This is a genomic window from Kribbella sp. DT2 (genome assembly GCF_049844575.1).
Lineage (GTDB): Bacteria > Actinomycetota > Actinomycetes > Propionibacteriales > Kribbellaceae > Kribbella.
In genome coordinates this window covers 957,210-977,486 of record NZ_JBNCLH010000002.1, presented here as the reverse complement: position 1 = coordinate 977,486, position 20,277 = coordinate 957,210, and the positions used below count along the sequence as shown (strand labels likewise).

The 20,277-nt window shown below is 71.1% G+C and carries 19 protein-coding genes; 10 read left to right on the top strand and 9 right to left on the bottom strand.

The window, feature by feature from the left end; translation table 11 throughout:
• Positions 1-80: 80 nt before the first annotated feature.
• Positions 81-1,115 carry a P1 family peptidase gene (locus ACLQ2O_RS13340; RefSeq protein ID WP_425830871.1) on the bottom strand — a complete coding sequence of 345 codons (1,035 nt, stop codon included), beginning with the start codon at positions 1,113-1,115 and terminating at the stop codon, positions 81-83.
• A gap of 80 nt (positions 1,116-1,195) precedes the next feature.
• Entirely contained in the window at positions 1,196-1,825 is a 630-nt protein-coding gene (locus tag ACLQ2O_RS13335; RefSeq protein ID WP_425830869.1) for a TetR/AcrR family transcriptional regulator, read from the bottom strand.
• Positions 1,826-1,859: 34 nt separating this feature from the next.
• Between ACLQ2O_RS13335 and ACLQ2O_RS13330 the strand changes: the two genes are divergently transcribed.
• Together ACLQ2O_RS13330 and ACLQ2O_RS13325 are read left to right on the top strand one after the other, a co-directional pair.
• A complete protein-coding gene (locus tag ACLQ2O_RS13330) occupies positions 1,860-2,879 on the top strand; it encodes an aldo/keto reductase (RefSeq protein ID WP_425830867.1) in 1,020 nt (339 codons plus the stop codon).
• Positions 2,880-2,912: 33 nt separating this feature from the next.
• Entirely contained in the window at positions 2,913-3,425 is a 513-nt protein-coding gene (locus ACLQ2O_RS13325) for a DUF2087 domain-containing protein (RefSeq protein ID WP_425830865.1), read from the top strand.
• Here the strand turns inward: ACLQ2O_RS13325 and ACLQ2O_RS13320 are convergent.
• Positions 3,407-4,279: a phosphotransferase enzyme family protein gene (locus tag ACLQ2O_RS13320; protein WP_425830863.1), complete on the bottom strand. Its 873-nt coding sequence runs from the start codon at positions 4,277-4,279 to the stop codon at positions 3,407-3,409. The two genes, ACLQ2O_RS13325 and ACLQ2O_RS13320, sit on opposite strands and share 19 nt — an antisense overlap.
• 35 nt (positions 4,280-4,314) lie before the next feature.
• Positions 4,315-7,068: a GNAT family N-acetyltransferase gene (locus ACLQ2O_RS13315; RefSeq protein ID WP_425830861.1), complete on the bottom strand. Its 2,754-nt coding sequence runs from the start codon at positions 7,066-7,068 to the stop codon at positions 4,315-4,317.
• A 79-nt stretch (positions 7,069-7,147) separates the two neighbouring features.
• Here ACLQ2O_RS13315 and ACLQ2O_RS13310 point away from each other — a divergent pair, with 79 nt between their 5' ends.
• Positions 7,148-8,293 carry an SLC13 family permease gene (locus ACLQ2O_RS13310; RefSeq protein WP_425830859.1) on the top strand — a complete coding sequence of 382 codons (1,146 nt, stop codon included), beginning with the start codon at positions 7,148-7,150 and terminating at the stop codon, positions 8,291-8,293.
• On the opposite strand, the gene ACLQ2O_RS13305 is transcribed toward ACLQ2O_RS13310, so the two are convergent.
• Positions 8,290-8,871, bottom strand: coding sequence for a CGNR zinc finger domain-containing protein (locus ACLQ2O_RS13305; protein ID WP_425830857.1), 582 nt, complete (start codon positions 8,869-8,871; stop codon positions 8,290-8,292). The two genes, ACLQ2O_RS13310 and ACLQ2O_RS13305, sit on opposite strands and share 4 nt — an antisense overlap.
• Positions 8,872-8,957: 86 nt before the next feature.
• Here ACLQ2O_RS13305 and ACLQ2O_RS13300 point away from each other — a divergent pair, with 86 nt between their 5' ends.
• The 5 genes from ACLQ2O_RS13300 to ACLQ2O_RS13280 all read left to right on the top strand — a co-directional run bounded on the left by ACLQ2O_RS13300 (position 8,958) and on the right by ACLQ2O_RS13280 (position 13,986).
• Positions 8,958-9,812: an MBL fold metallo-hydrolase gene (locus tag ACLQ2O_RS13300; RefSeq protein WP_425830855.1), complete on the top strand. Its 855-nt coding sequence runs from the start codon at positions 8,958-8,960 to the stop codon at positions 9,810-9,812.
• On the top strand, positions 9,809-11,110 hold the full coding sequence (locus ACLQ2O_RS13295) for an MFS transporter (RefSeq protein ID WP_425830853.1): 1,302 nt from the start codon (positions 9,809-9,811) through the stop codon (positions 11,108-11,110). Before ACLQ2O_RS13300 ends, ACLQ2O_RS13295 begins: the two co-directional genes overlap by 4 nt.
• The gene (locus ACLQ2O_RS13290) at positions 11,107-12,816 is read left to right on the top strand and encodes an AMP-binding protein (RefSeq protein ID WP_425830851.1); all 1,710 of its coding nucleotides are present in this window, start codon (positions 11,107-11,109) and stop codon (positions 12,814-12,816) included. The genes ACLQ2O_RS13295 and ACLQ2O_RS13290 overlap by 4 nt, the downstream gene beginning before the upstream one ends.
• A 157-nt stretch (positions 12,817-12,973) precedes the next feature.
• Entirely contained in the window at positions 12,974-13,741 is a 768-nt protein-coding gene (locus ACLQ2O_RS13285) for an ABC transporter permease (protein WP_425830849.1), read from the top strand.
• Positions 13,738-13,986 (top strand): DUF2630 family protein, encoded by a 249-nt coding sequence (locus ACLQ2O_RS13280; RefSeq protein WP_425830847.1) that lies wholly within the window; start codon positions 13,738-13,740, stop codon positions 13,984-13,986. The genes ACLQ2O_RS13285 and ACLQ2O_RS13280 overlap by 4 nt, the downstream gene beginning before the upstream one ends.
• A 481-nt stretch (positions 13,987-14,467) precedes the next feature.
• On the opposite strand, the gene ACLQ2O_RS13275 is transcribed toward ACLQ2O_RS13280, so the two are convergent.
• Genes ACLQ2O_RS13275 through ACLQ2O_RS13260 form a run of 4 tightly spaced genes read right to left on the bottom strand, consistent with a single transcriptional unit; the run spans position 14,468 to position 17,270 of the window.
• Positions 14,468-14,890 carry a TIGR03667 family PPOX class F420-dependent oxidoreductase gene (locus ACLQ2O_RS13275; RefSeq protein ID WP_425830845.1) on the bottom strand — a complete coding sequence of 141 codons (423 nt, stop codon included), beginning with the start codon at positions 14,888-14,890 and terminating at the stop codon, positions 14,468-14,470.
• A gap of 28 nt (positions 14,891-14,918) precedes the next feature.
• A complete protein-coding gene (locus tag ACLQ2O_RS13270; RefSeq protein ID WP_425830843.1) occupies positions 14,919-15,326 on the bottom strand; it encodes a CoA-binding protein in 408 nt (135 codons plus the stop codon).
• A gap of 28 nt (positions 15,327-15,354) precedes the next feature.
• Positions 15,355-16,014, bottom strand: coding sequence for a response regulator (locus tag ACLQ2O_RS13265; protein WP_425830841.1), 660 nt, complete (start codon positions 16,012-16,014; stop codon positions 15,355-15,357).
• Complete coding sequence (locus ACLQ2O_RS13260) at positions 15,996-17,270, bottom strand: sensor histidine kinase (RefSeq protein ID WP_425830839.1); 1,275 nt, start codon at positions 17,268-17,270, stop codon at positions 15,996-15,998. Before ACLQ2O_RS13260 ends, ACLQ2O_RS13265 begins: the two co-directional genes overlap by 19 nt.
• 109 nt (positions 17,271-17,379) lie before the next feature.
• On the opposite strand from ACLQ2O_RS13260, the gene ACLQ2O_RS13255 reads away from it, so the two are divergent.
• Together ACLQ2O_RS13255 and ACLQ2O_RS13250 are read left to right on the top strand one after the other, a co-directional pair.
• On the top strand, positions 17,380-18,222 hold the full coding sequence (locus ACLQ2O_RS13255) for an ABC transporter ATP-binding protein (protein ID WP_425830837.1): 843 nt from the start codon (positions 17,380-17,382) through the stop codon (positions 18,220-18,222).
• The gene (locus ACLQ2O_RS13250) at positions 18,222-20,189 is read left to right on the top strand and encodes an FtsX-like permease family protein (protein WP_425830835.1); all 1,968 of its coding nucleotides are present in this window, start codon (positions 18,222-18,224) and stop codon (positions 20,187-20,189) included. Before ACLQ2O_RS13255 ends, ACLQ2O_RS13250 begins: the two co-directional genes overlap by 1 nt.
• The last annotated feature ends 88 nt before the right edge of the window (positions 20,190-20,277 follow it).

The following is a 20,277-nucleotide window of genomic DNA, read 5'->3' as shown; positions in this document are numbered from 1 at the left end:
CGCAGGCAGCGCGCTGCGGATGGAGCCTCTTGAGTGGCCGGAGCGTCCCGCGGCGATTCGGATCGAGGTGGACTGACAAGTCAGCTCTCGAAGGCTGACGGGTAGGTGTCGCGGTAGCTGGAGAGGCGGCCGGCTGGGGAGTTGACCGACTCGGCGGCCAGTACGCCGTGGGTGATGGCGCGGGTAAGGCAGCGGGCGCCGGCGGCGAAGAGGGTTTCCAGTCGGAGCAGGGCGGTGGGGTCGGTGACGCTCAGGCGCTGGGTGTCCTTGGGGGCGGTGGAGACGCCGAAGATGGAGTCGCCGTCGACGAGGGTATGGACGGGGTCGATGGCTCGGGCGAGGCCGTCGTGGGCGATCATCGCGAGGCGCTTGGCGGCCGCCTTGTCGAGCGGGGCGTCGGTGGCAATGACGGCGATGACCGTGTTCATGCCGGGGATGGGACCGGTGGGTGGGGCGGGCGGGGGTTCGGTGGGTGTGTTGAGTACGCCGAACTCGTCGGCGAGTGCGGATGAGTCGCCGTAGAGACGGCCGGTGGGGGCTACTGCTGAGCCTGCGGCGTTGACGATGGCCAGGGCAGCGACCGTCGTACCGTCGGGGAGGCGGACGCTGGCTGTGCCGGTGCCGCCTTTGAGGCCGCCTACGCGGGCTCCCGCACCGGCTCCATGGTTGCCTTGGGCAACGGGATCGGTGGTGGCGGCGGTGATGGCGTCGCGGCCCCAGTCGGCGGTGGGGCGGGCTTTGAAGTCGCCGCCTCGGGCCAGGTCGAAGATGACGGCGGTGGGGACGATGGGGACCACGTCGTGCTCGCCCGCGCCGACTCGGACGCCCTCGCCGCGCTCCTCCAGCCACGCCATCACGCCGGCCGCCGTGTCGAGGCCGTAGGCGCTGCCGCCGGACAGGACGATCGCGTTGACGCCGGGATTGGCGTTGACCGGGTCGAGCAGGTCGGTCTCGCGGGTGCCGGGGGCGCCGCCGCGGACGTCGACGCCGGCGACCGCCGTACCGGGGAAGTAGACGACCGTCGTGCCGGTCAGGTACGGCGCGTCGGTGCGCTCGACCTGGCCGACCAGTACGCCGGGAACATCGGTGATCGCGTTGTGCGGACCTGGCTGCATGCCTCTGTCATAGCACGCAGCCGGCGTGGCCGGGAGGCAGACGATGGCCCCAGCCGCAAGGCGGGGAACGGGCGACAGCGTCAGTCGGCGGGCGGCGTGAGCAGGCCGTCGAGGGCGGTGTGCAGGATGGGGGCTACGTAGTCGGTGTCGGCGTTGATCCTGGCGATGGCGACGACCATGTCGAAGACCTGCTCGAGGGTCAGGTCGTCTCGGACCTCGCCGGACTGCTGGGCTGCCGCCAGCAGCGGGCGGCCCGCGGCGAGGCCGGCGGCTCGGCCTTCGCCGAAGACTGCTTTGTCGGTGCCCAGCTGGGTGAGCAGCTCGGTGGCGACCTCGCGCTTGGCGGTGACGAAGTGGGAGAAGTGCAGGAGCCAGGTCCGCAGGGCAGCGCCGGGAGTCTCCCCCGTGGCGACCCGAGCGGCCTCGGACAGAGCGGTGACCTCGTCGGCGTACACGGCTTCGAGCAGTTCGCGGCGGCCGGGGAAGTTGCGGTAGAGCGTCGCCATGCCGACGCCGGCGCGGCGGGAGATCTCGGCCATCGACGTCTCCCCGCCTTCACTGAACGCCTGACGGGCGGCGGCAAGGATCTTGTCTCTGTTCCGACGTGCATCAGCACGCTTGCCAGACGCCTGGGCAGCCTCCGGTGCAGACTCTCCTTGTAAGTGGATAGCCTGTCCGTTACTGTCTAAGTGGATAGCCTCTCCGGTCATGGTCGGAGAGTACCTCACCAGGAACGGACACCTCATGGACTACCGCCCACTCGGACGCACCGGCATCACCGTCAGCGAGCTCTGCCTCGGCGCGATGATGTTCGGCGGCGCCGGCAACCCGGATCACGACGCGTCGGTCCGGATCGTTCACCGCGCGCTCGACGCCGGGATCAACTTCGTCGACACCGCCGACGTCTACTCGGCCGGTGAGTCGGAGGAGATCGTCGGCAAGGCGCTCGCCGGCCGGCGCGACGACGTCGTGCTGGCGACCAAGGTCGGGCTGCCGTTCGACGACGACCCCAACCACCGGGGCGCGTCGCGGCGCTGGATCGTCGAGTCGGTCGAGCGGTCGCTGCGGCGGCTCGGGACCGACTGGATCGACCTGTACCAGATCCACCGCCTCGACCCGACCGTCGACATCGACGAGACGCTCGGCGCGCTGTCCGACCTGACGGCGCAGGGCAAGATCCGCGCGTTCGGCGCCTCGACCGTCCCGGCGTCGGAGATCGTCGAGGCGCAGTGGACCGCCGAGCGGCGCGGCCGAGAGCGCTTTCGCACCGAGCAGCCGCCGTACTCGATCCTCGCTCGGGCGATCGAGTACGACGTCCTGCCGACCGCCCAGCGGTACGGGATGGGCGTGCTCACCTACAGCCCGCTCGCGATGGGCTGGCTGACCGGTGGGTACCGGATCGACGCGGAGAAGCCGGAGTCGGGGCGGGCCGGGCGGTTCCCGGCGCGGTTCGACCTCGGGTTGGAGGTCAACCAGCGCAAGCTCGCGGCCGCGGACGCGCTCGCGAAGCTCGCCGAGGAGGCGGGGACGACACTGATCGAGTTGGCGATCGCGTTCGTCGTACGGCATCCGGCGGTGACCTCGGCGATCATCGGGCCGCGCACGCTCGAGCACCTGGAGTCGCAGCTGCCGGCGGCCGAGATCGCGCTCTCCACCGAGGTGCTCGACCGCATCGACGAGATCGTGCCGCCGGGCGTGACGCTCAACGCCGACGACAACATGTCGTTCACCTCGGCACTGTCCACTGCCGCCCGGAGGCGCTGAAATTCGGTTGCCGCGGTCACTAGCGTGGATCGCATGAATGCCGACCAACTGTGTGGACTCCTGGCCGAACCGTCTCGTCTGCGGGTGTACTCCGCGCTCGTGCTGGGGGCCGGGACTCCCGGGGAGGTCGCGGAGCGGACCGGGCTGGAGCCCGCGGCGGTGGCCAAGGCGTTGCAGCGGCTGGGCAAAAGCGACCTGGTTGTTGCGGATGGCAACGAATTGCGGGCCGACGTCGAGGTTTTCAAAGAGGCCGTACGCACGGGGCGGCCGGCGCGGGAGCCGTTGTCGGCCGATCCGGAGCGGGACAACGTGCTGCGCGCGTTCATCCGTGACGGGAGGCTGACGCACTTTCCGACGGCGCCGGCGAAGTTCAAGGTCGTGCTGGAGTACCTGGCCGGGTCGTTCGAGCCGGACAGGCAGTACGCCGAGCGCGAGGTCAACGAGATCCTCCAGGCCTGGAACGCCGACCACGCGACCCTGCGGCGGCACCTGGTCGACGAAGGGCACCTGAACCGGGCCGACGGGATCTACACGCGGGCGAACTGAGCCGCACGCTCCAGTACGCCGGGCGCCGGCAGCGACGCGAGCTGCCCGGCGATCTGGCTCGCGGCGAACGCCCGGTGCTCGTCGGCGAGATCGGGATCGAGCGCGTCGTTCGTCTGGACGTCCAGGTAGTTCAGCATGATCGCCAGCCCCGTCGCGAAGCCGTCGGGACCGGTGATCCGGCCAGGACCTCCAGCCTTGCTGTACGCCGAGACGATCCGTCGTACGGCGTGCTCGTCGGTGAGCTGGTTGATCAGCAGGAACCCGAGCTCCTGGGCCGGAGGCAACGTTCCGACGTTGTCCCAGTCAACCAAGTACGGGCCGTCGGCACCGATCAGCATGTTCGACGGCGTCAGGTCCCGGTGGCACAGGACCCGCTCGCCCAGGCTCGCCGAGTTCACCAGGTCGGTGAGCTCGATGAGCCTGGGCACGGACGCCGTCACCTCGGGTGCGCGCGCGGCCAGCGCCGGCCAGTCGACGTCGACCCGGTGGTAGAAGTCGTGCGTCGGCCCGTCGGTCCACCCGGCATTGTGGATCGCCGCCATCTGCTCGGCGAGCCACGCCATCGCGTCGAGGTCGTCACGCGGCGGTACGACGCCGTCGACCCACTCGTACAGGCGCCAGCCGTCGGCGACGTACAGGCCGGAAGGCGTCGTCAGCGGGTCCGGGCTGCGAACCCCGCAGGCCGCCCGGAAGGCGACCTCCATCCGTACCGGCTCTTCCTCAGGCGGCCGCCAGAAGGCTTCCTTCGCGGCGAACACACCGGTGTGCGTCTCGAGCCGCCACACCGCTCCCATCGCACCCCGGGCGACCCGTGTGAACGCCGTCGCCTCGCCCAGACCGAACGCCCCGGCCAACCTGCTCGCCTCGGCCGACCTCGATTCCCCGCCCGTCATGTCAGGCGGCGGGCCGGCATGTCCTGGCGCGGCTTCTCGTTCGGAGCGATCCGGATCGACGTGTCCAGCACCGTCGCTCCGGTCGCGGCGACCAGCACGGACCTCAGATCCAGCCGGACCACTTCTTCCAGCTCCAACGTCAGACGCGACACCCGGTGCAGCAGGTTCTCGATCGCGGCGATGTCCACCGGGTCCGACCCCCGGTAGCCGTAGAGCAGCGGCGCGGCCCGGACCTCGCGGACCATCTCCGCGGCATCAGCGGTCGTCAGCGGCGGCATCCGGTACGAGCGGTCGCCCAGGAGGTCGGTCGCCACCCCGGACAGCCCGAACGACACGACCGGGCCGAAGGCAACGTCCTCCTGGGCCGAGATCACCACCGGCACGCCCGGCGGCGCCATCTTCTGGACGACGAACTGCGCCCGCGCCGGGTCCGACGCGACCCCGAAGGTGCTCGTCATCTCCGCCCACGCCTCGCGCATGTCGTCCTCGTCGTGGATGTGCCGCCAGATGTCGGCCAGGTCCGGCCGCATCCGCCACTGCTCCGCGGTCGCCTTGAGGATCACCTCGAAGCCTAGATCCGCGGCCCGGGCCACCGCCTCGTCGGCCGACAGCACCGGGAACGCGGGCAGCACGCTGATGTCGTAGAAGCTCAGCAGCCGCTGCCGATCCGCGTCGTCCAGGTCCGCCCCCGCCGGGTGCCGCTGCAGGAACTCCGCGACGAAGTCCTCGGCCCCCGCCGAGTCGATGTCGGGCACGGTCGGAATCTGGTCGTCCGCCCGTCGCCGCCACTCGGCGTACTGGGTCGCCTTCGCCAGCGCCCCCACCGCGTACTGCGGTGACAGGAACGACGGAATCGACCCACGCGCCGCGCCACCGCCGTGCTCGTCCGGAACCCGCAGCTGCTCCGGCACGCTCCGCGAAGCCAGGAACGTCGACACCACCGGCTTGTCCGACCCCGCCGCGGCAGCGGCAAGCACCTGCGCGACCTCGGCGACGTTCGACTGGACCGGCGGCGTGAAGATCACCACGACCGAGTGCACCTCGTCGTCGGTGAAGACCGAGTTCAGCGCCTCGCCGAAGTCCGCCGCGCTCGCGTCCGCGCTCAACGTGTACGGCTCCCCCGCGACGTCCAGGCCGCAGGCCGCCATCGTGTCGAGCGCCAGCAGCGTCAGTGCGTCCGAGTTGCTGACGATCGCGACCCGGCGTCCCTTCGGCAACGGCTGGTGCGCGACCAGCTGCGCGACGTCGAACAGCTCGCCGGTGGTGTCCACCCCGATCAGCCCGCTCTGCCGGAACAGCGAGTCGACCGTTGCCGCCGGCAAATGGCTCCGCCGGACGGTGTGCCCGAGCGGCACACCCTGCGTCGCCCGCCCGGACTTCAGCGCGATCACCGGCTTACGCCGCGCGAGCCGCCGCGCGACCCGGCTGAACTTCCGGGGATTGCCCAGCGACTCCAGGTAGAGCAGCACGACCTCGGTGGACTCGTCGGAGTACCAGTACTGCATCAGGTCGTTGCCCGAGACATCGGCCCGGTTCCCAGCGGAGACGAAGCTCGACAGCCCCAGCCCACGTCCGACCATGTCAGCCAGGATCGAGACTCCCAGAGCGCCCGACTGGCAGAAGAACGCCACCCGCCCAGGGCTCGGCATCAGCGGCGACAGCGTCGCGTTGAGCGAGACCCCGGGCGCCGTGTTGATCACGCCCAGCGCGTTCGGCCCGATCACGCGCATCCCGTACGAGCGCGCCAGCCCGACCAGCCGTCGTTGCCGCCGGCGCCCTTCGGCGCCCACCTCGGCGAAACCGCTGGAGACCACGACCAGACCACGCACGCCCTTCGCGGCACAGTCCAGCACGACGTCGACGACCGCTTCGGCCGGTACCGCGACCACGGCCAGGTCGACGGTGCCGTCGACGTCCCGGATCGTCCCGTACGCCGCGACGCCGTCGATCTCCTCGGCCTTGGTGTCGGTGTTCACGGCGTACAGGCGCCCGGGGAAGCCACCGTCGCGCAGGTTGCGCAGCAGCGCGTTGCCGATCGTGCCCTCGCGCCGGGACGCGCCGATCACCGCGACGCTGGTCGGTGTCAGCAGCCGGGCGATCGACAGCGCCTCGGACCGCTGCTCGCGCGCCTGCATCACCCCGAACGACGTGTCGGTCGGCGCGATGTCGAACTCGACCATGATCACGCCGTCCTCGAACTCCCGGGCGACCGTGTAACCGGCCTCGGTGAAGACGGTGATCATCTTGCGGTTGTCCGGCAGCACCTCGGCGACGAACCGGGCGATCCCGTTCTCCCGGGCCGCCTGCGCCAGGTGCTCCAGGAACAGCTGTCCGAGCCCGCGGCCCTGGTGCGCGTCCTCGATCAGGAAGGCGACCTCGGCGGTCCGCCGGCCGGTCCGCTCGTAGCGGCCGACCCCGATCATCGCGTCGGCGACGGTGACGATCAGCGCCAGCCGGTCGTGGTAGTCGACCTGGGTGAAGCGGGCCACGTCCCGGTCCGAGAGCTGCGGGTACGGCGCGAAGAACCGGTAGTACTTGGACTGCTCCGACACCCGGGCGTAGAACTCGACCAGCAGGTCCGCGTCGTCCGGCGTGATCGGCCGCAGGTGCGCGGTGGCGCCGTCCCGCAGTACGACGTCCGCCTCGAGCTCGGCCGGGTACCCGTCGGGGCGCCCGGACAACGGGCGTCCGGCCAGCGGCAGCCCGGCCAGGGTCTGCCCGGCGGTGTCAGGCTCCTCCGGCGGTGTCACCCGGTCAGCCTACTCACCGGACCGGTGCGCGCACGACGTCATTCCGGTCCACGGAAGGGGTCCGCATAGGGTTTGCCGCATGTGGTGGCTGAGCGCGCTCGGCGGACTGAGCGTGCTGGTCTCAGGTCTGCTCGGGCTGGACGACGCGGCAGGGGTGCTGGAGCGGATCGCCAACGTTCTGGTGTTCCTGGTCGCTGTGACGGTCATCGCAGGGCTGGCGGACTTCGCCAAGGTGTTCGAGGTCGCGGCCCGCGAGGCGGCCCACCTGGCCCGCGGCAAGGTCTGGCGGCTGTGGCTGCTGGTCGTCGTACTGGCTACTGCGCTCACCATCGTCCTGTCGCTCGACACCTGCGCGGTCCTGCTGACTCCGGTCGTGCTGGCCATGGCCAGGCAGCTGGACATCCCACCGAAGTTGTTTGCCTTCACCACCGTTTGGCTGGCCGGTACGGCGTCGCTGCTGCTGCCCGTGTCCAACCTCACCAACCTGCTGGCGCTGCACCGCCTCGACCAGCTCGGTCTGGGGCTCACGGACTACCTCGGACTGAGCTGGCGGCCGGCGCTGGCCGCGGTGCTCATCACCGTCGCCGTGCTGGCCGCTCTGTTCCACCGGGACCTCAGGCGCTCGTACGACGTACCGGAGACTCCGGCTGTGGACGACAAGGTGCTCTTCTGGGGCTCCGCCGGGGTCTGCCTCGCGCTGGGACCGGCCTTCGTGTCCGGTGTCGAGGTGGCGATCCCCGCGAGCATCGGTGCGGTCGCTCTGGCCGTGCTGTTCGCCGTACGACGACGGGCCGCGCTCAAGTGGTCGCTGGTGCCCTGGCGGCTGGTCGTGACCGTGGTCGGGCTGTTCCTGGTCGTCGGCGCGCTCACGGCGCACGGGCTGGAGCAGCTGCTCGGTGACATCGCCGGGACGGTCTCGAGCGGTGTGGCCTCCGACCTCCGGCTCACCGGTACGGCGGCCGCCGGGGCCAACCTCTTCGACAACCTCCCGGCGTACCTGGCGATGGAACCGGTCGCCGCCGCCGAAGGCCACCGGATGATGCTGCTGCTGATCGGCGTGAACACCGGCTGCCTGCTGACGCTCTGGGGCTCGCTGGCGACGCTGCTCTGGCGTGACCGCTGCGTCGCGGCCGGCGTCCACATCTCGTGGTGGTCGTTCCTGTGGCGCGGTCTCGTGCTGACACCGCTGGTCCTCGCCGGGACCGTCCTCGCGCTGCGGCTTTAGGCGGTACGCCGGGCGTAGGCCCGCGCCGCTCGCACGCGATCACCGCAGCGAGTCGAGCACCACTGGCGGCGGCCGTGGCGCAGCAGGTAGCGGTTGCAGGGAGGCGAGTCGCAGGCGGCCAGGTTCTCGGCGTCCGGCCCGGCGAGCAGATCGGCGGCATCGGCCGCGATCGTCGCCAGCGCGCGGTCGAGGAGCTCGTTCGGGGGACACGCGGTCTCGCGGTACGGCCCGGACTTCTCGTCCCACAGCAGCAAGGGGGCCGTGGGTACCCTGCGCAGCGCGTCGTTCACGGCGCTCAGTGCCGCGGGCAGTACCGGGATTCCCTCCACTCGGGCCGCGACCAACGCTCGGACGTTCTCGCGCAGCGAGCGCAACTGTGTCGCGCACATCTCCCTGAGGTTCGCGCCGTCCGGCGCCAGGCCGTGGTCGGTCAGCCAGCGGTTCGTCGCGTCGGGAGTGCCGAGCAGGTCCACGAAGTTGCCGTTCGCCAGGGCGTAGGCGCTGTTCACGAAATCGAGCGCGACGTACTGCTCGGCGCCGGGCGCGGGCGACAGGACGGACTCGGCGGTCGGGCTCATGGCTCTCATGGTACGGCTTGCCATCATCCATGAGAAAGGCCTACCGTTCTCACGGACAACCAATCTTCGATCCGTGAGGAAGAACCATGGTCACCGAGCACTTCCCGGTCCGCGTCCTGGGCGGCCCAACCGCCGTCTTCGAGTACGGCGGACTGCGCTTCCTCACCGACCCGACCTTCGACGACCCGGGCGAGTACGGGCGTGGTGAGGCGAGGAGCCTGCGCAAGACGGCGCCGGCGTCCGGCCGCCCCGAGGAGCTGGGTCGCATCGACGTCGTCCTGCTCTCGCACGACGAGCACCCCGACAACCTCGACATCGCCGGGCGGGCCCTGCTCGCTGAGGTGCCGCTGACGCTCACCACACCCGGCGGAGCCCAGCGGCTTGGCGGCAACGCGAAGGGGCTGGCCGACTGGGAGCCGATCCAGCTGGCCCGCCCGACGACCGCCGGCAGCACGGCCAGCGGCACAGGCACGGACACCGGCACGGACAGCCGCAGCGGCAGCGGCAGCGGCAGCGGCAGCGGCACGATCACCGTGACGGGCGTCCCCGCGGTGCACGGCCCGGGCGCTCGCGAGGACGTCGAACCCATCACCGGCCAGGTAGTCGGCTTCGTCCTCACCGGCGAAGACCTGCCGACCGTCTACGTCAGCGGCGACAACGCCTCGCTCGCCGCGGTCCAGGAGATCGCCGACCGGTTCGGTCCGATCGACACGGCGCTCCTGTTCGCCGGCGCCCCGCGCATCCCCGCCCTGTTCGACGGCATCCCGCTCGTCCTCGACAGCGCCCAGGCGGCCGAGGCGGCCCGCCTGCTCGACGCACGCCGGGTGGTCCCCGTCCACTACGACAGCTGGTCCCACTTCTCCGAGGGCCGCGACGAGCTCGTCGCCGCGTTCACCGCCGCCGGGCTGGCCGACCGCCTGGACCTCGGCCTCCCGCAGTGACACCGGCGGCCGAGTCCCGGCCGGCGCGTCCGGTAGCGACGTCCGGGACCCGACCCCCGCGCGCTGTAGCGGACCTGCCCGCGGCCCAGCGCCGTACGCTCATCGTCCTGGTCACCGCCCAGATCCTCAGCGGCGCAGGACTCGCAGCCGGCGTGACGGTGGGGTCGCTGCTCGCGCAGGAGCTGCTCAGCTCAACCAGCCTCGCCGGACTGCCCAGCGCGCTCGGTACTGCGGGCTCAGTACTGGCGGCAGCGATCGTCGCGCGCATCTCCCAGTCCCGCGGCCGCCGCCCCGGCCTCGCCACCGGTTACCTGCTCGGTGCGCTCGGCAGCGTCGGCGTCATCGCGGGCGCAGCCGCCGACAGCCCAGCCCTCTTCTTCACCGGCCTGTTCGTCTACGGCGCCGGCACGTCGACCAACCTGCAAGCCCGCTACGCCGGAGCGGACCTGGCCTCTCCCGCGCACCGAGCTCGGGCTGTGTCCACTGTGCTCGTCGCCACGACCGTGGGCGGCGTGGCCGGCCCCCTCCTGGCCGCGCCAACCGGAGACCTCTCGGCCGGTCTGGGTATCCCCTACCTCGCCGGACCGTTCCTGCTCTCCGGAGCCGCCTACGCAATCGCCGCACTGGTCCTGGCCGTCTGGCTGCGCCCCGACCCGTTGCTGCTGGCCCGCACTGTGGACCTCGGACCGGACGAGCCAAGCGCTCGGCCGGAGCAGCGCCGTACGGGTGTGACGGTTGGCACGCTGATCATGGTGATCACCCAGCTGGTGATGGTCGCGATCATGACGATGACGCCCGTCCACCTGCAGCACCACGGCCACGGCACGGCGGCCTCGGGCGTGGTCATCGCGATCCACCTCGCTGCGATGTACCTGCCCTCTCCGCTGACCGGCTGGCTCGTCGACCGCTACAACCCCGTCGCGATCGCTGTCGCCTCCGGCCTCACGCTGCTGGCCGCTGGTGTCGTCGCGGCCAGTGCCAGCGACGTCGCCCCACTGGCGGTCGCGCTGGCCCTGCTGGGCCTAGGCTGGAACCTGGGCCTCGTCAGCGGCACGGCGATCGTCGCCGGCGCCACCCGAGCAGCGACCCGCGCAAGCACCCAAGGGCTGGTCGACGTCTGCATCGCGATCGCCGGCGCCTTCGGCGGCCTGGCCTCCGGCGTGGTCGTCGCCGAGGCCGGCTATCCCCTGCTGGCTGTGGGCGGCGGTGTCCTGGCCCTGACCGTCGTACCGGTGGTGGTGCTCGCCGCGCGGCTGGATTGCCGTCAGCACCGGCGTCGGGAAGAGTGCGGTCCATGAGCGAGGAACAGAGCACCGCGGAGAGCACCCGGACCTTCCGTGCCGCCCGCGACTTCCTGATCGCGCACCGCGACGACTACGACACGGCGTACCGGGACTTCACCTGGCCGGCCTTCGACCGGTTCAACTGGGCGCGGGACTGGTTCGACGCGCTCGCGGTCGAGCAGCCCGAGGTGCCGGCGCTGACCATCGTCGAGGAGGACGGCGAGGTCAACTCGCTGACCTACGCCGAGATGGCCGAGCGGTCGCGCCAGGTGGCGGGCTGGCTCACGCAGCACGGGCTGCAGCCGGGTGACCGGGTGCTGATCGTGCTCGGCAACACCGTGCCGCTGTGGGAGGTCATGCTCGGCTGCATCCGGGCGGGCGCGGTGATGATCCCGGCGACGACGCTGCTGACCGACGCCGACCTGGCCGACCGGATCACGCGCGGCGGCGTACGGGCTGTGGTGACCGCCAGCGCCGACGCGACCCGGTACGACGGTGTCGCCGATCACTGCCTGCGCGTCGCGATCGGCGAGCCGGTCGACGGCTGGCTCGACTACGAGGACACCCGCTCGTACGACGGCCCGGTGCCGGAGGTCGACACCGCCGCCGACGACTCGCTGCTGCTCTACTTCACCTCGGGCACGACCAGCGAGCCGAAGCTCGTCGAGCACACCCAGGTCAGCTACCCGGTCGGCCACCTGTCGACCATGTACTGGATCGGTCTGCAGCCCGGCGACGTGCACCTCAACGTCTCGTCACCCGGCTGGGCCAAGCACTCCTGGAGCAACGTCTTCGCGCCCTGGAACGCCGGCGCGACGGTCTTCCTCTACAACTACGTGCGCTTCGACGCCGAGAAGATGCTCCAGGTCCTGCAGACGTACGGCGTGACGACGTTCTGCGCGCCGCCGACGGTCTGGCGGATGCTGATCCAGGCCGACCTGTCGGCGGTCGAGGTGGCGATCCGCGAGTGCATCTCGGCCGGTGAACCGCTCAACCCGGAGGTGATCGAGCAGGTCCGCAACGCCTGGGACATCACCATCCGCGACGGGTACGGCCAGACCGAGACGACCGCGCAGATCGGGAACCCGCCCGGCCAGCCGGTCAAGCTCGGCTCGATGGGCCGGCCGCTGCCCGGCTACTCGATCGCGCTGATCGACGCGACCACGGACGCGATCGGCGACGACGGCGAGATCTGCATCGAGCTCGCGCCGCCGCCGGTGCCGCTGATGCGCGGCTACCGCGACGCCAAGGCGCTCACCGACGACGTGATGCGCGGCGGTTTCTACCACACCGGCGACGTCGCGAGCCGCGACGAGGACGGCTACATCACGTACGTCGGGCGCTCGGACGACGTGTTCAAGGCCAGCGACTACCGGATCTCGCCGTTCGAGCTCGAGTCGGTGCTGATCGAGCACCCGGCCGTCGCCGAGGCCGCCGTCGTGCCGTCGCCGGACCCGGTGCGGCTGTCGGTGCCGAAGGCGTACGTCGTACTGGCCGCCGGGCGGGAGCCGTCGCGCGAGCTGGCCGCGGAGATCCTGCAGTTCTGCCGCGAGCACCTGGCGCCGTACAAGCGGATCCGGAGGATCGAGTTCGCCGAGCTCCCGAAAACGATCTCCGGCAAGATCCGCCGCGTCGAGCTCCGCACCGACGAAGCCGAAAAGGTCGCCGCGGGCAACACTCCCGAACACGCCTACGACGAAGCAGATTTCAAGCAGCCCTGACCCGGGGCTGATGCCGGCCCCTCCCACTGCCCTAACCACCCGGGACTGATGCCGGCCCCTTCCACTCCTCTTACCGGCCGGTGCGGCCTCAGCCCATGACGACCTCATCGGCCGCATTTGCCGCCGACCTCGCCACAGAAGGTGGTGAAATGACCGGATGTCGACCGACACCGGCCTGGGAGTTGCCGCCCTCGTAGTCCTGCCGTTGCTCGTGGCGATCGCCGTCGTCGCCTCGCGGTTCGCGCAGTTGCGGCACGACAAAGGCATCGTCACCGCGGCCATCCGCGCCGTGCTGCAGCTCGCCCTGGTCGGCGCGGTCGTCGGGTTCGCGCTGCAGACGATCTGGGGTGCGCTCGCCTTCGTCGCGGTGATGTTGACCGTCGCGACCATCACCAGCACGAGACGGCTCCGCTCCACCGCGGTCGTCCCCCGTCAGCTCGCGTACTGCGCGCTCGCGATCGGCGGCAGCGCGTGCTTCGTCCTGCTCCTGCTCATCCTCCCCGGCGTCGTCCCTCGCAACCCCGAGACGATCCTGCCGATGGGCGGCATCATCATCGGCGGCTCGATGAACGCGACCACGCTCGCCGGGCGGCGGTTGCTGCACGAGTACGGCGCGCGCTTCGGCGAGTACGAGGCGGGGCTGTCGATCGGGCTGATGCCGGCGGACGCGTTCAAGCTCGTCGCCGGCCCCACGGCGGGCGACGCGCTGCTGCCGGCGCTCGACCAGACCCGGACGGTCGGCCTGGTCACGCTGCCCGGCGCCTTCGTCGGCATGGTCCTCGGCGGAGCGTCACCGACCGCCGCCGCGGCGCTTCAGCTGGTGGTCCTGCTCGGCCTGATCGCCGCCGAGGCGCTCGCCATCCTGGTCACCACGGAGCTCCTTGCCCGCGCCGCGCTGCCGGACGGGCGTACCGTTTCCTCATGACCGACGACAACAGCATCCTCCACCGCATCAACGGCCTGGTTGCCGAGGAGCACGACCTGCGCACCAAGCACGCCGCCGGCCAGGTCGACGACGCCGACGAGAAGACCCGCCTGCGCGCCCTCGAGGTCGAGCTGGACCAGTGCTGGGACCTCCTGCGCCAACGCCGCGCCAAGCGCGAGTACGGCGACAACCCCGACAACGCCACCCCCCGCTCCCCCGACACGGTCGAGGGCTACCTCAACTAGCAACAGCAAGCGGCGCTTCCCCGGTGCTCATCACCCCCTGGAAGCGCCGCCGGGTTCGTTCTTGGGCTTCTGAAGCGACCATGCGGCCGATGAGGTAGCCGGTGGCCAAGGCCGCCCCGGCCGGAAACAGCTAAGAGCGTGAGCCCAGCCCGCCCACGTCTGGCCGCAGCGTCCCGCCCGCCGACCACCCGCGCCCACCGACCGGCCGCAGCCACCCCGCCCAGCGACCGTCGCAGCATCCCGCCCCACCGACCGGCCGCAGCCTCCCCCACCGACCGACCTCCCGCGCCCACCGACCGGCCGCAGCCACCCCGCCCAGCGACCGTCACAGCATCCCGCCCCACCGACCGGCCGCAGCCGCCTGGCGACCCGCCGCAGCCTCCCCCACCGACCGACCTCCCGGCGGCTTCCTACTCGCCCTACTGCTTTCCGGCCGGTGCGGCCTCAGCCACAAGCGACCTTCTCGGCCGCATGACCAGCCTCAGAAGCCCCGCAGCTTGTCCGGCGTGACCCGGATCAGCACCGGGTAGTCCCGGTGGAAGCTCTCCGGTGTCATGCTCAGCTCCGCGAGCCCCTCGGCGTACTTGGCGTCGTACACCGCCTTCTCCTCGGCCGAAGGCCCCGCCGGATCGACGACAGCCGACCCGGCGATCACCCCCACCTCACCGCCGCTGAACGTCGCGTTGAAGTGCAGTGCCACCCGCGGCTGCCCCTTGATGTTGTGCACCTTCGCCGTCGCGGCCTGCGAGAAGACCAGCAGCTCGGAGCCGTTCCAGTGGAACCACACCGGGTTCGGCGCCGGCGTCCCGGACTTGCCGACAGTGGTCAGCCAGATCACCTGCTCCCCCGCGAGCTGCTTCTCGATCCGCGCGCCGAACTCCGTGGACGTGTCGATCGTGAACATGTGAACCCCTCGTCGATGAACGGACCGGTCAGTTCGGGCCCAGGCGTCCCCACTCGATCGCCGGGCAGCGGTTCATCACCATCGTCAGTCCCGCGGCCGTCGTCCGGGTGTAGGCGTCCGGGTCCTCCACATCCAGCTGGAACCACACCGCGCGGGCGTTGATTCCCACCGCCTCGTCCGCGACCGCCCCGGCGAGCTCCGACCGCACGAACACGTCCACGCAGTCCACCGGGAACGGGATCTCCGCCAGCGACGCGTACCCCTGTTCCCCGTGCACGGTCTCCGCCGAAGGATGCACCGGCACGATCCGCTTCCCGTGCAGCTGCAGGAACCGCGCCACCCCGTACGCCGCCCGGCCGGTGTTGTTCGACAGCCCGACCACGGCCCACGTCTCGCAGTCCGCGAGGATCTTCCGGATATCGCTCTCGTCAGCCATACCCAAATCCTCCCTCAGCCACCAAACCTCACGCCTGCCGACGCAGGTAGGTCAGCACAGCCGACACCCGCCGATCCAGCCCGTCCTCGAGCCGCAGCTTCGCGAAGATGTTCCCCACGTGCTTCCGCACCGCCGCCTCGCTCACCACCAGCTCAGCGGCGATCGAAGCGTTGACCCGCCCCTCGGCCATCAGCGCGAGCACCTCCAGCTCCCGAGGCGTCAGCGCCGCCAGCGGCCCGTCGTCCCTCCGCCGGGCCAGCAGCTGACGCACGACCTCCGGATCAACCACCGTCCCACCCTCGGCGACCCGATCGAGCGACGCCAAGAACTCCGTCACATGCCCGACCCGATCCTTCAGCAGGTACCCGATCCCACCAGTCGTTGTCTCCAGCAACGATGACAGGTAGGCATCAGCGACGTACTGCGACAGCACCAGGATCCCGATCGCCGGCAGCTCGGCCCGGATCGCAGCAGCAGCACGTAGCCCTTCGTCGCTGTGCCCAGGCGGCATCCGCACGTCCGTGATCACCACGTCCGGCGGATCCTTCCGTACGACGGCCAGCAGCGTCTCCCCGTCCCCCACGGCGTCGCGCACCTCGTGCCCGGCGCGGTCGAGGATGCTGGCCAGCCCCTCGCGCAGCAGCATCGAGTCCTCGGCGAGCACGATGCTCAGTTGTCGAGCCGGCACGGGCACTCCATCCGCAGTCGGGTGGGCCCACCGGGTGGGCTGGACAGGTCGAGTGTGCCGCCCAGAGCGTCCAGCCGCGTCACCAGCCCGGTCAGGCCGGTCCCCTGCGCCGGGTCAGCGCCGCCACGGCCGTCGTCGGTCACTGTCACCACCAACCGGTCCCGGTTGACCCAGGCCTGGACATGACAGTTGGTTGCCTCAGCGTGCTTGGCAACGTTCCCCAGCGCCTCGCTGACGAAGAAGTACGCCGCAGCCTCGATCGGCGCCGGCAGGCGGCCCGGCAGCGACACCTGTACGGCGACCGGCAGCGGCATCCGGTCCGCCACCTCCCGTACGGCGGCCTCCAGCCCCAAGTCGACCAGCACCCGCGGGTGAATACCGCGCACAGCCTCCCGCAGATCAGCCAGCGCCGCCTCCGCCTCACCGTGTGCCTTGACGACCAGCCGCTTGCTCTCACCCTCCGGCAGGTCCAGCTCGGCCAGGCCGAGCGTCATGGTGAGTCCGACCAGGCGCTGCTGTACGCCGTCGTGCAGGTGCCGCTCGATCCGGGCCCGCTCGGTCTCGAACGCGTCGACGAGGTCCAGCCGGGACCGTCGCAGCTCTGCGAGGTTCCGACGCAGCTCCTCCTCCCGGGGCCCCAGCAAGGCCTTGGCCAGCGAGGCCTCGGCAGCGGCGAGTGCACCGACCAGGTACGACGACACGACGTAGAAGCACGGCCCGAACGCGACCAGGAACAGCAGGCCTTCACCGGTCGTGTTCAGGTTCCACGGGCCCATCCCCATGTTCTCGTGCGTCGCGATCACCGGGGCCGCCAGTGTGAGCACGATGGTCATCGCGCTCACCCCACCGATCGCCGCGCTGATCAGCCAGACGACCGTGCCGAGCAGTACGCCGTACCCGAGAGCCCTCAGCGAGGCCTGCTCACCCCGGCGGAACTTGAGCCGCTCCCGCCGGCTGATCCCGGCCGGCATGGCCGCGTGCGGGCTGCGGATCCCCTCCGGAATCATCAGCCGGGCCCGCCACCGCTCGAAGCTCCCGATGAGCACCCCGATCATCGGGATCCTGGTCAGCAGCAGTACGCCGATCAGGATCGGGCTGAGCAACGCACCGAGTCCCACGGCGGCGAACAGCAGACCGATCGTCAGCAGCCCCACCGGCACCGAGGTCAGCAGGTAGGCATAGCTGCGCCAGGGCCACGACGACACGAGGTACCCGCGCGTCGCGAGGGCCGCCCAAGCCGAACGTGGTCGCTGCACACCAGCAACCCTAGGTGGCACCGAGGCCGTCGCACGGTAGCTCACGCGCTACCTCCGAAGTCCCCTGCAAGCCAGCGCGCCGAGCGCCGGCCGGCGGTTCGCTAGAACCATGACCAGGACCGTGCCTCCGCACCCCCAACCGGCGATCACCCAGCATGCCACCGCTGCGGGCACCCACCGCCCGGCGGCGCAGCCGCCAGGGCTCCAGGGCGGCCCCCACCCCCACCATCCCCCTGCCCTGCTGCTGGACGGCATCACCAAGACCTACAAGTCCAAGGCCGGCGCGGTGGAGGCGCTGCGGGGCGTGACCTACCACTTCCAGCGCAGCTCCTACACCGCGGTGATGGGCCCGTCCGGCTCCGGCAAGTCGACGCTGCTGCAGTGCGCGGCCGGCCTGGACAAGCCGACCACGGGCGCGGTGGTGCTCAACGGCATCCCGCTGCACGGGCTCAACGAGGTCGCGCTCACCAAGCTGCGGCGCGAGCAGATGGGCTTCGTGTTCCAGGCCTACAACCTGCTCCCCTCGCTGACCGTCTACGACAACGTCGCCCTCCCGCTCCGCCTCACCGGCAAGCGCCCCCGGCGTACCGACGTCCACGACGTCCTCCAGCAGGTCGGACTGGAGGACAAGGCCAAGCGCCGCCCGGCCGAGCTCTCCGGCGGCCAGCAGCAGCGCGTCGCGATCGCCCGCGCCCTGATCACCCAGCCGGCCGTCTTCTTCGCCGACGAACCGACCGGCGCCCTCGACAGCACCACCAGCCGCCAGGTCCTCGAACTGTTGCGCGCGGCAACCGACGGCAGCGGCCAGACCGTCGTCATGGTCACCCACGACCCGGTCGCCGCCGCGTACGCCGACCGGGTGCTGTTCCTGTCCGACGGTCTCGTCGCGGGCTCGCTCGACCGCGGAACCCCGCAGCAGATCGCCGCCGCGATGAGCGACCTGGAGCGCTGATGTTCTTCCTCAGCCGCCAGACCGTCAGCCGGCACCGTTCCCTGTACGCCGGTTCGTTCGTCGCGCTCGCCGTCGGCGTCTTTCTGCTCGGCCTCGCCGCGACCGCCACCGCCGCCACCATCGCGTACGACGCACCGCCCGGCAGCACGATCGCCGTCCACCTCCCCGGCGGCGACGGCACGGCCCCGCAGACCGTGCACGTCAACCCGACCGGCGAGGACGCCTCCGGCCTGCAGGTCGTGCTCAGCATGGTCGGCACGCTCAGCGGGTTCATCACGATCTTCGTCATCGCCAGCACGTTCGCCTTCGCCGTCGCCTCCCGCCGCCGCGAGATCGGGCTGCTCCGCCTCGTCGGCGCGACGCCGAAACAGATCCGCCGGATGATCCTCGGCGAGGCCCTCGTCGTCGCGCTCGCCGCCTGCGTCACCGGCGCCGTACTGGCCCAGCTGGCCACGCCGCTCCTGCTCGCGAAGGCGTCGTACACCGAGCTCGCCCCGGTGAAGCTCGAACCGGCCAGTCCGTGGATCGCGCTCGCGATCGCGATGGGGATCGGGCTCGTCGTCGCGATGCTCGGCGCCCGGTCGGCCGCGCGACGGGCCGGCCGGATCGGCGCGGTCGACGCGCTGCGCGAGGCGTCGCTGGAGCCGCCGCGCATCGGCCCGGTGCGCGTGATCTTCGGCGTCCTGGTCCTGGCCGGCTCGATCGTGCTGCTGGCGCTGATCCGGCCGGGGACAGGGGAAGGTGTGATCCCGCTGGCGATGTTCACGCCGATGCTGCTCGTCGTCGCGCTCACGCTGCTCGCACCGTTGGTCGTCCCCACCGTCGGGCGGCTGCTCGCCGTCCCGCTCGTCGCCTGGACCAAGGTCTCCGGCCGCCTCGCCCGGAGCAACGTCGTCGCGGCTCCTCGCCGTACGGCGTCGCTCGCGGCTCCGATCCTCGCGATCTCCGCGATCGCCGGCTCCATGGTGCTCACCCTCAGTTTCGCCGCCGACGCGTCGACCGCGAGCATTCGGGACACGCTGCTCGCGCCGATCGTCGTGACCGGCACTGAGGACCTCAGCAAGGACATCGGCGGTACTCCTGGCGTTTCCTCGGTCGACGGAGCGATCCCACTCACCGTCATCCGCACCGACGCAGACTCCGCCGACCTCGAGGACGCCGAGGGCATCGACACAGCGGTCGCTCCTCACGCGCGCCGCCTGGAAGCGCTCTCCGGCAGTCTCTCCGGTCTCTCCGGCCCGAACACTGTTGCCATCAGCAAGGAGCTCGCGGGCTTCGAGGGCTACAAGGTCGGCTCCGACGTCCCGGTGACCTTCGTCGACGGCACCTCGACCCAGCTGAAGGTCGTCGCCATCGTCCGTACGGCGCTCGAGGTCAACGCCTCGATGCTCGTCTCGCAGGAGTTCGCGCGGACCCACGCCCCGAAGGCCCAGCCGACCCGGTGGTTCGTGCTCCCCGAGCCCGGCGCCGACAGCGGCCGGCTGGTCGACGCGATCAACACGATTCCCGGCGCGCACGCCGTACCGGCCACCACCTGGGAAACCGAGCAGGGCCAGGGCGTCCGCGACGGCAATCAGCTCGGCCTGATCCTGCTGCTCGGACCCGCCGCCCTCTACAGCGCGATCGCGATCGTCAACACGCTGCTGATGGGCAGCCTCCAGCGCGGCCGTGAGTTCGTCACCTCGCGCCTGCTCGGGGCCACTCCCGCGCAGATCCGCCGAATGGTGCTGTGGGAGTCCACGCTGGTCGGCGCGGTCGCCCTCACGCTGGGCACCGTCATCACCGTCACCGTCGGCGCCCTCATCCGCCACGCGATGAGCGAAGGCCTCACCGACGTCCCGACGACGGTTCCCTGGGGAACCCTGCTCGGCATCGGCACGATCTGCCTGGTCCTCACCGCGGGCTCGGCCCTCGCTCCGACCGCCTTCATCCTGCGCCACTCCCACCCCTCGGCAGCCACCGAGTAGCCCACCGCCCGGCCGGCCCCGGCGACTAGCTCCGAATACGACGGCTGATCCCTTGTTTGACGACTGCCGCGATGTACCGCGTCAGTCG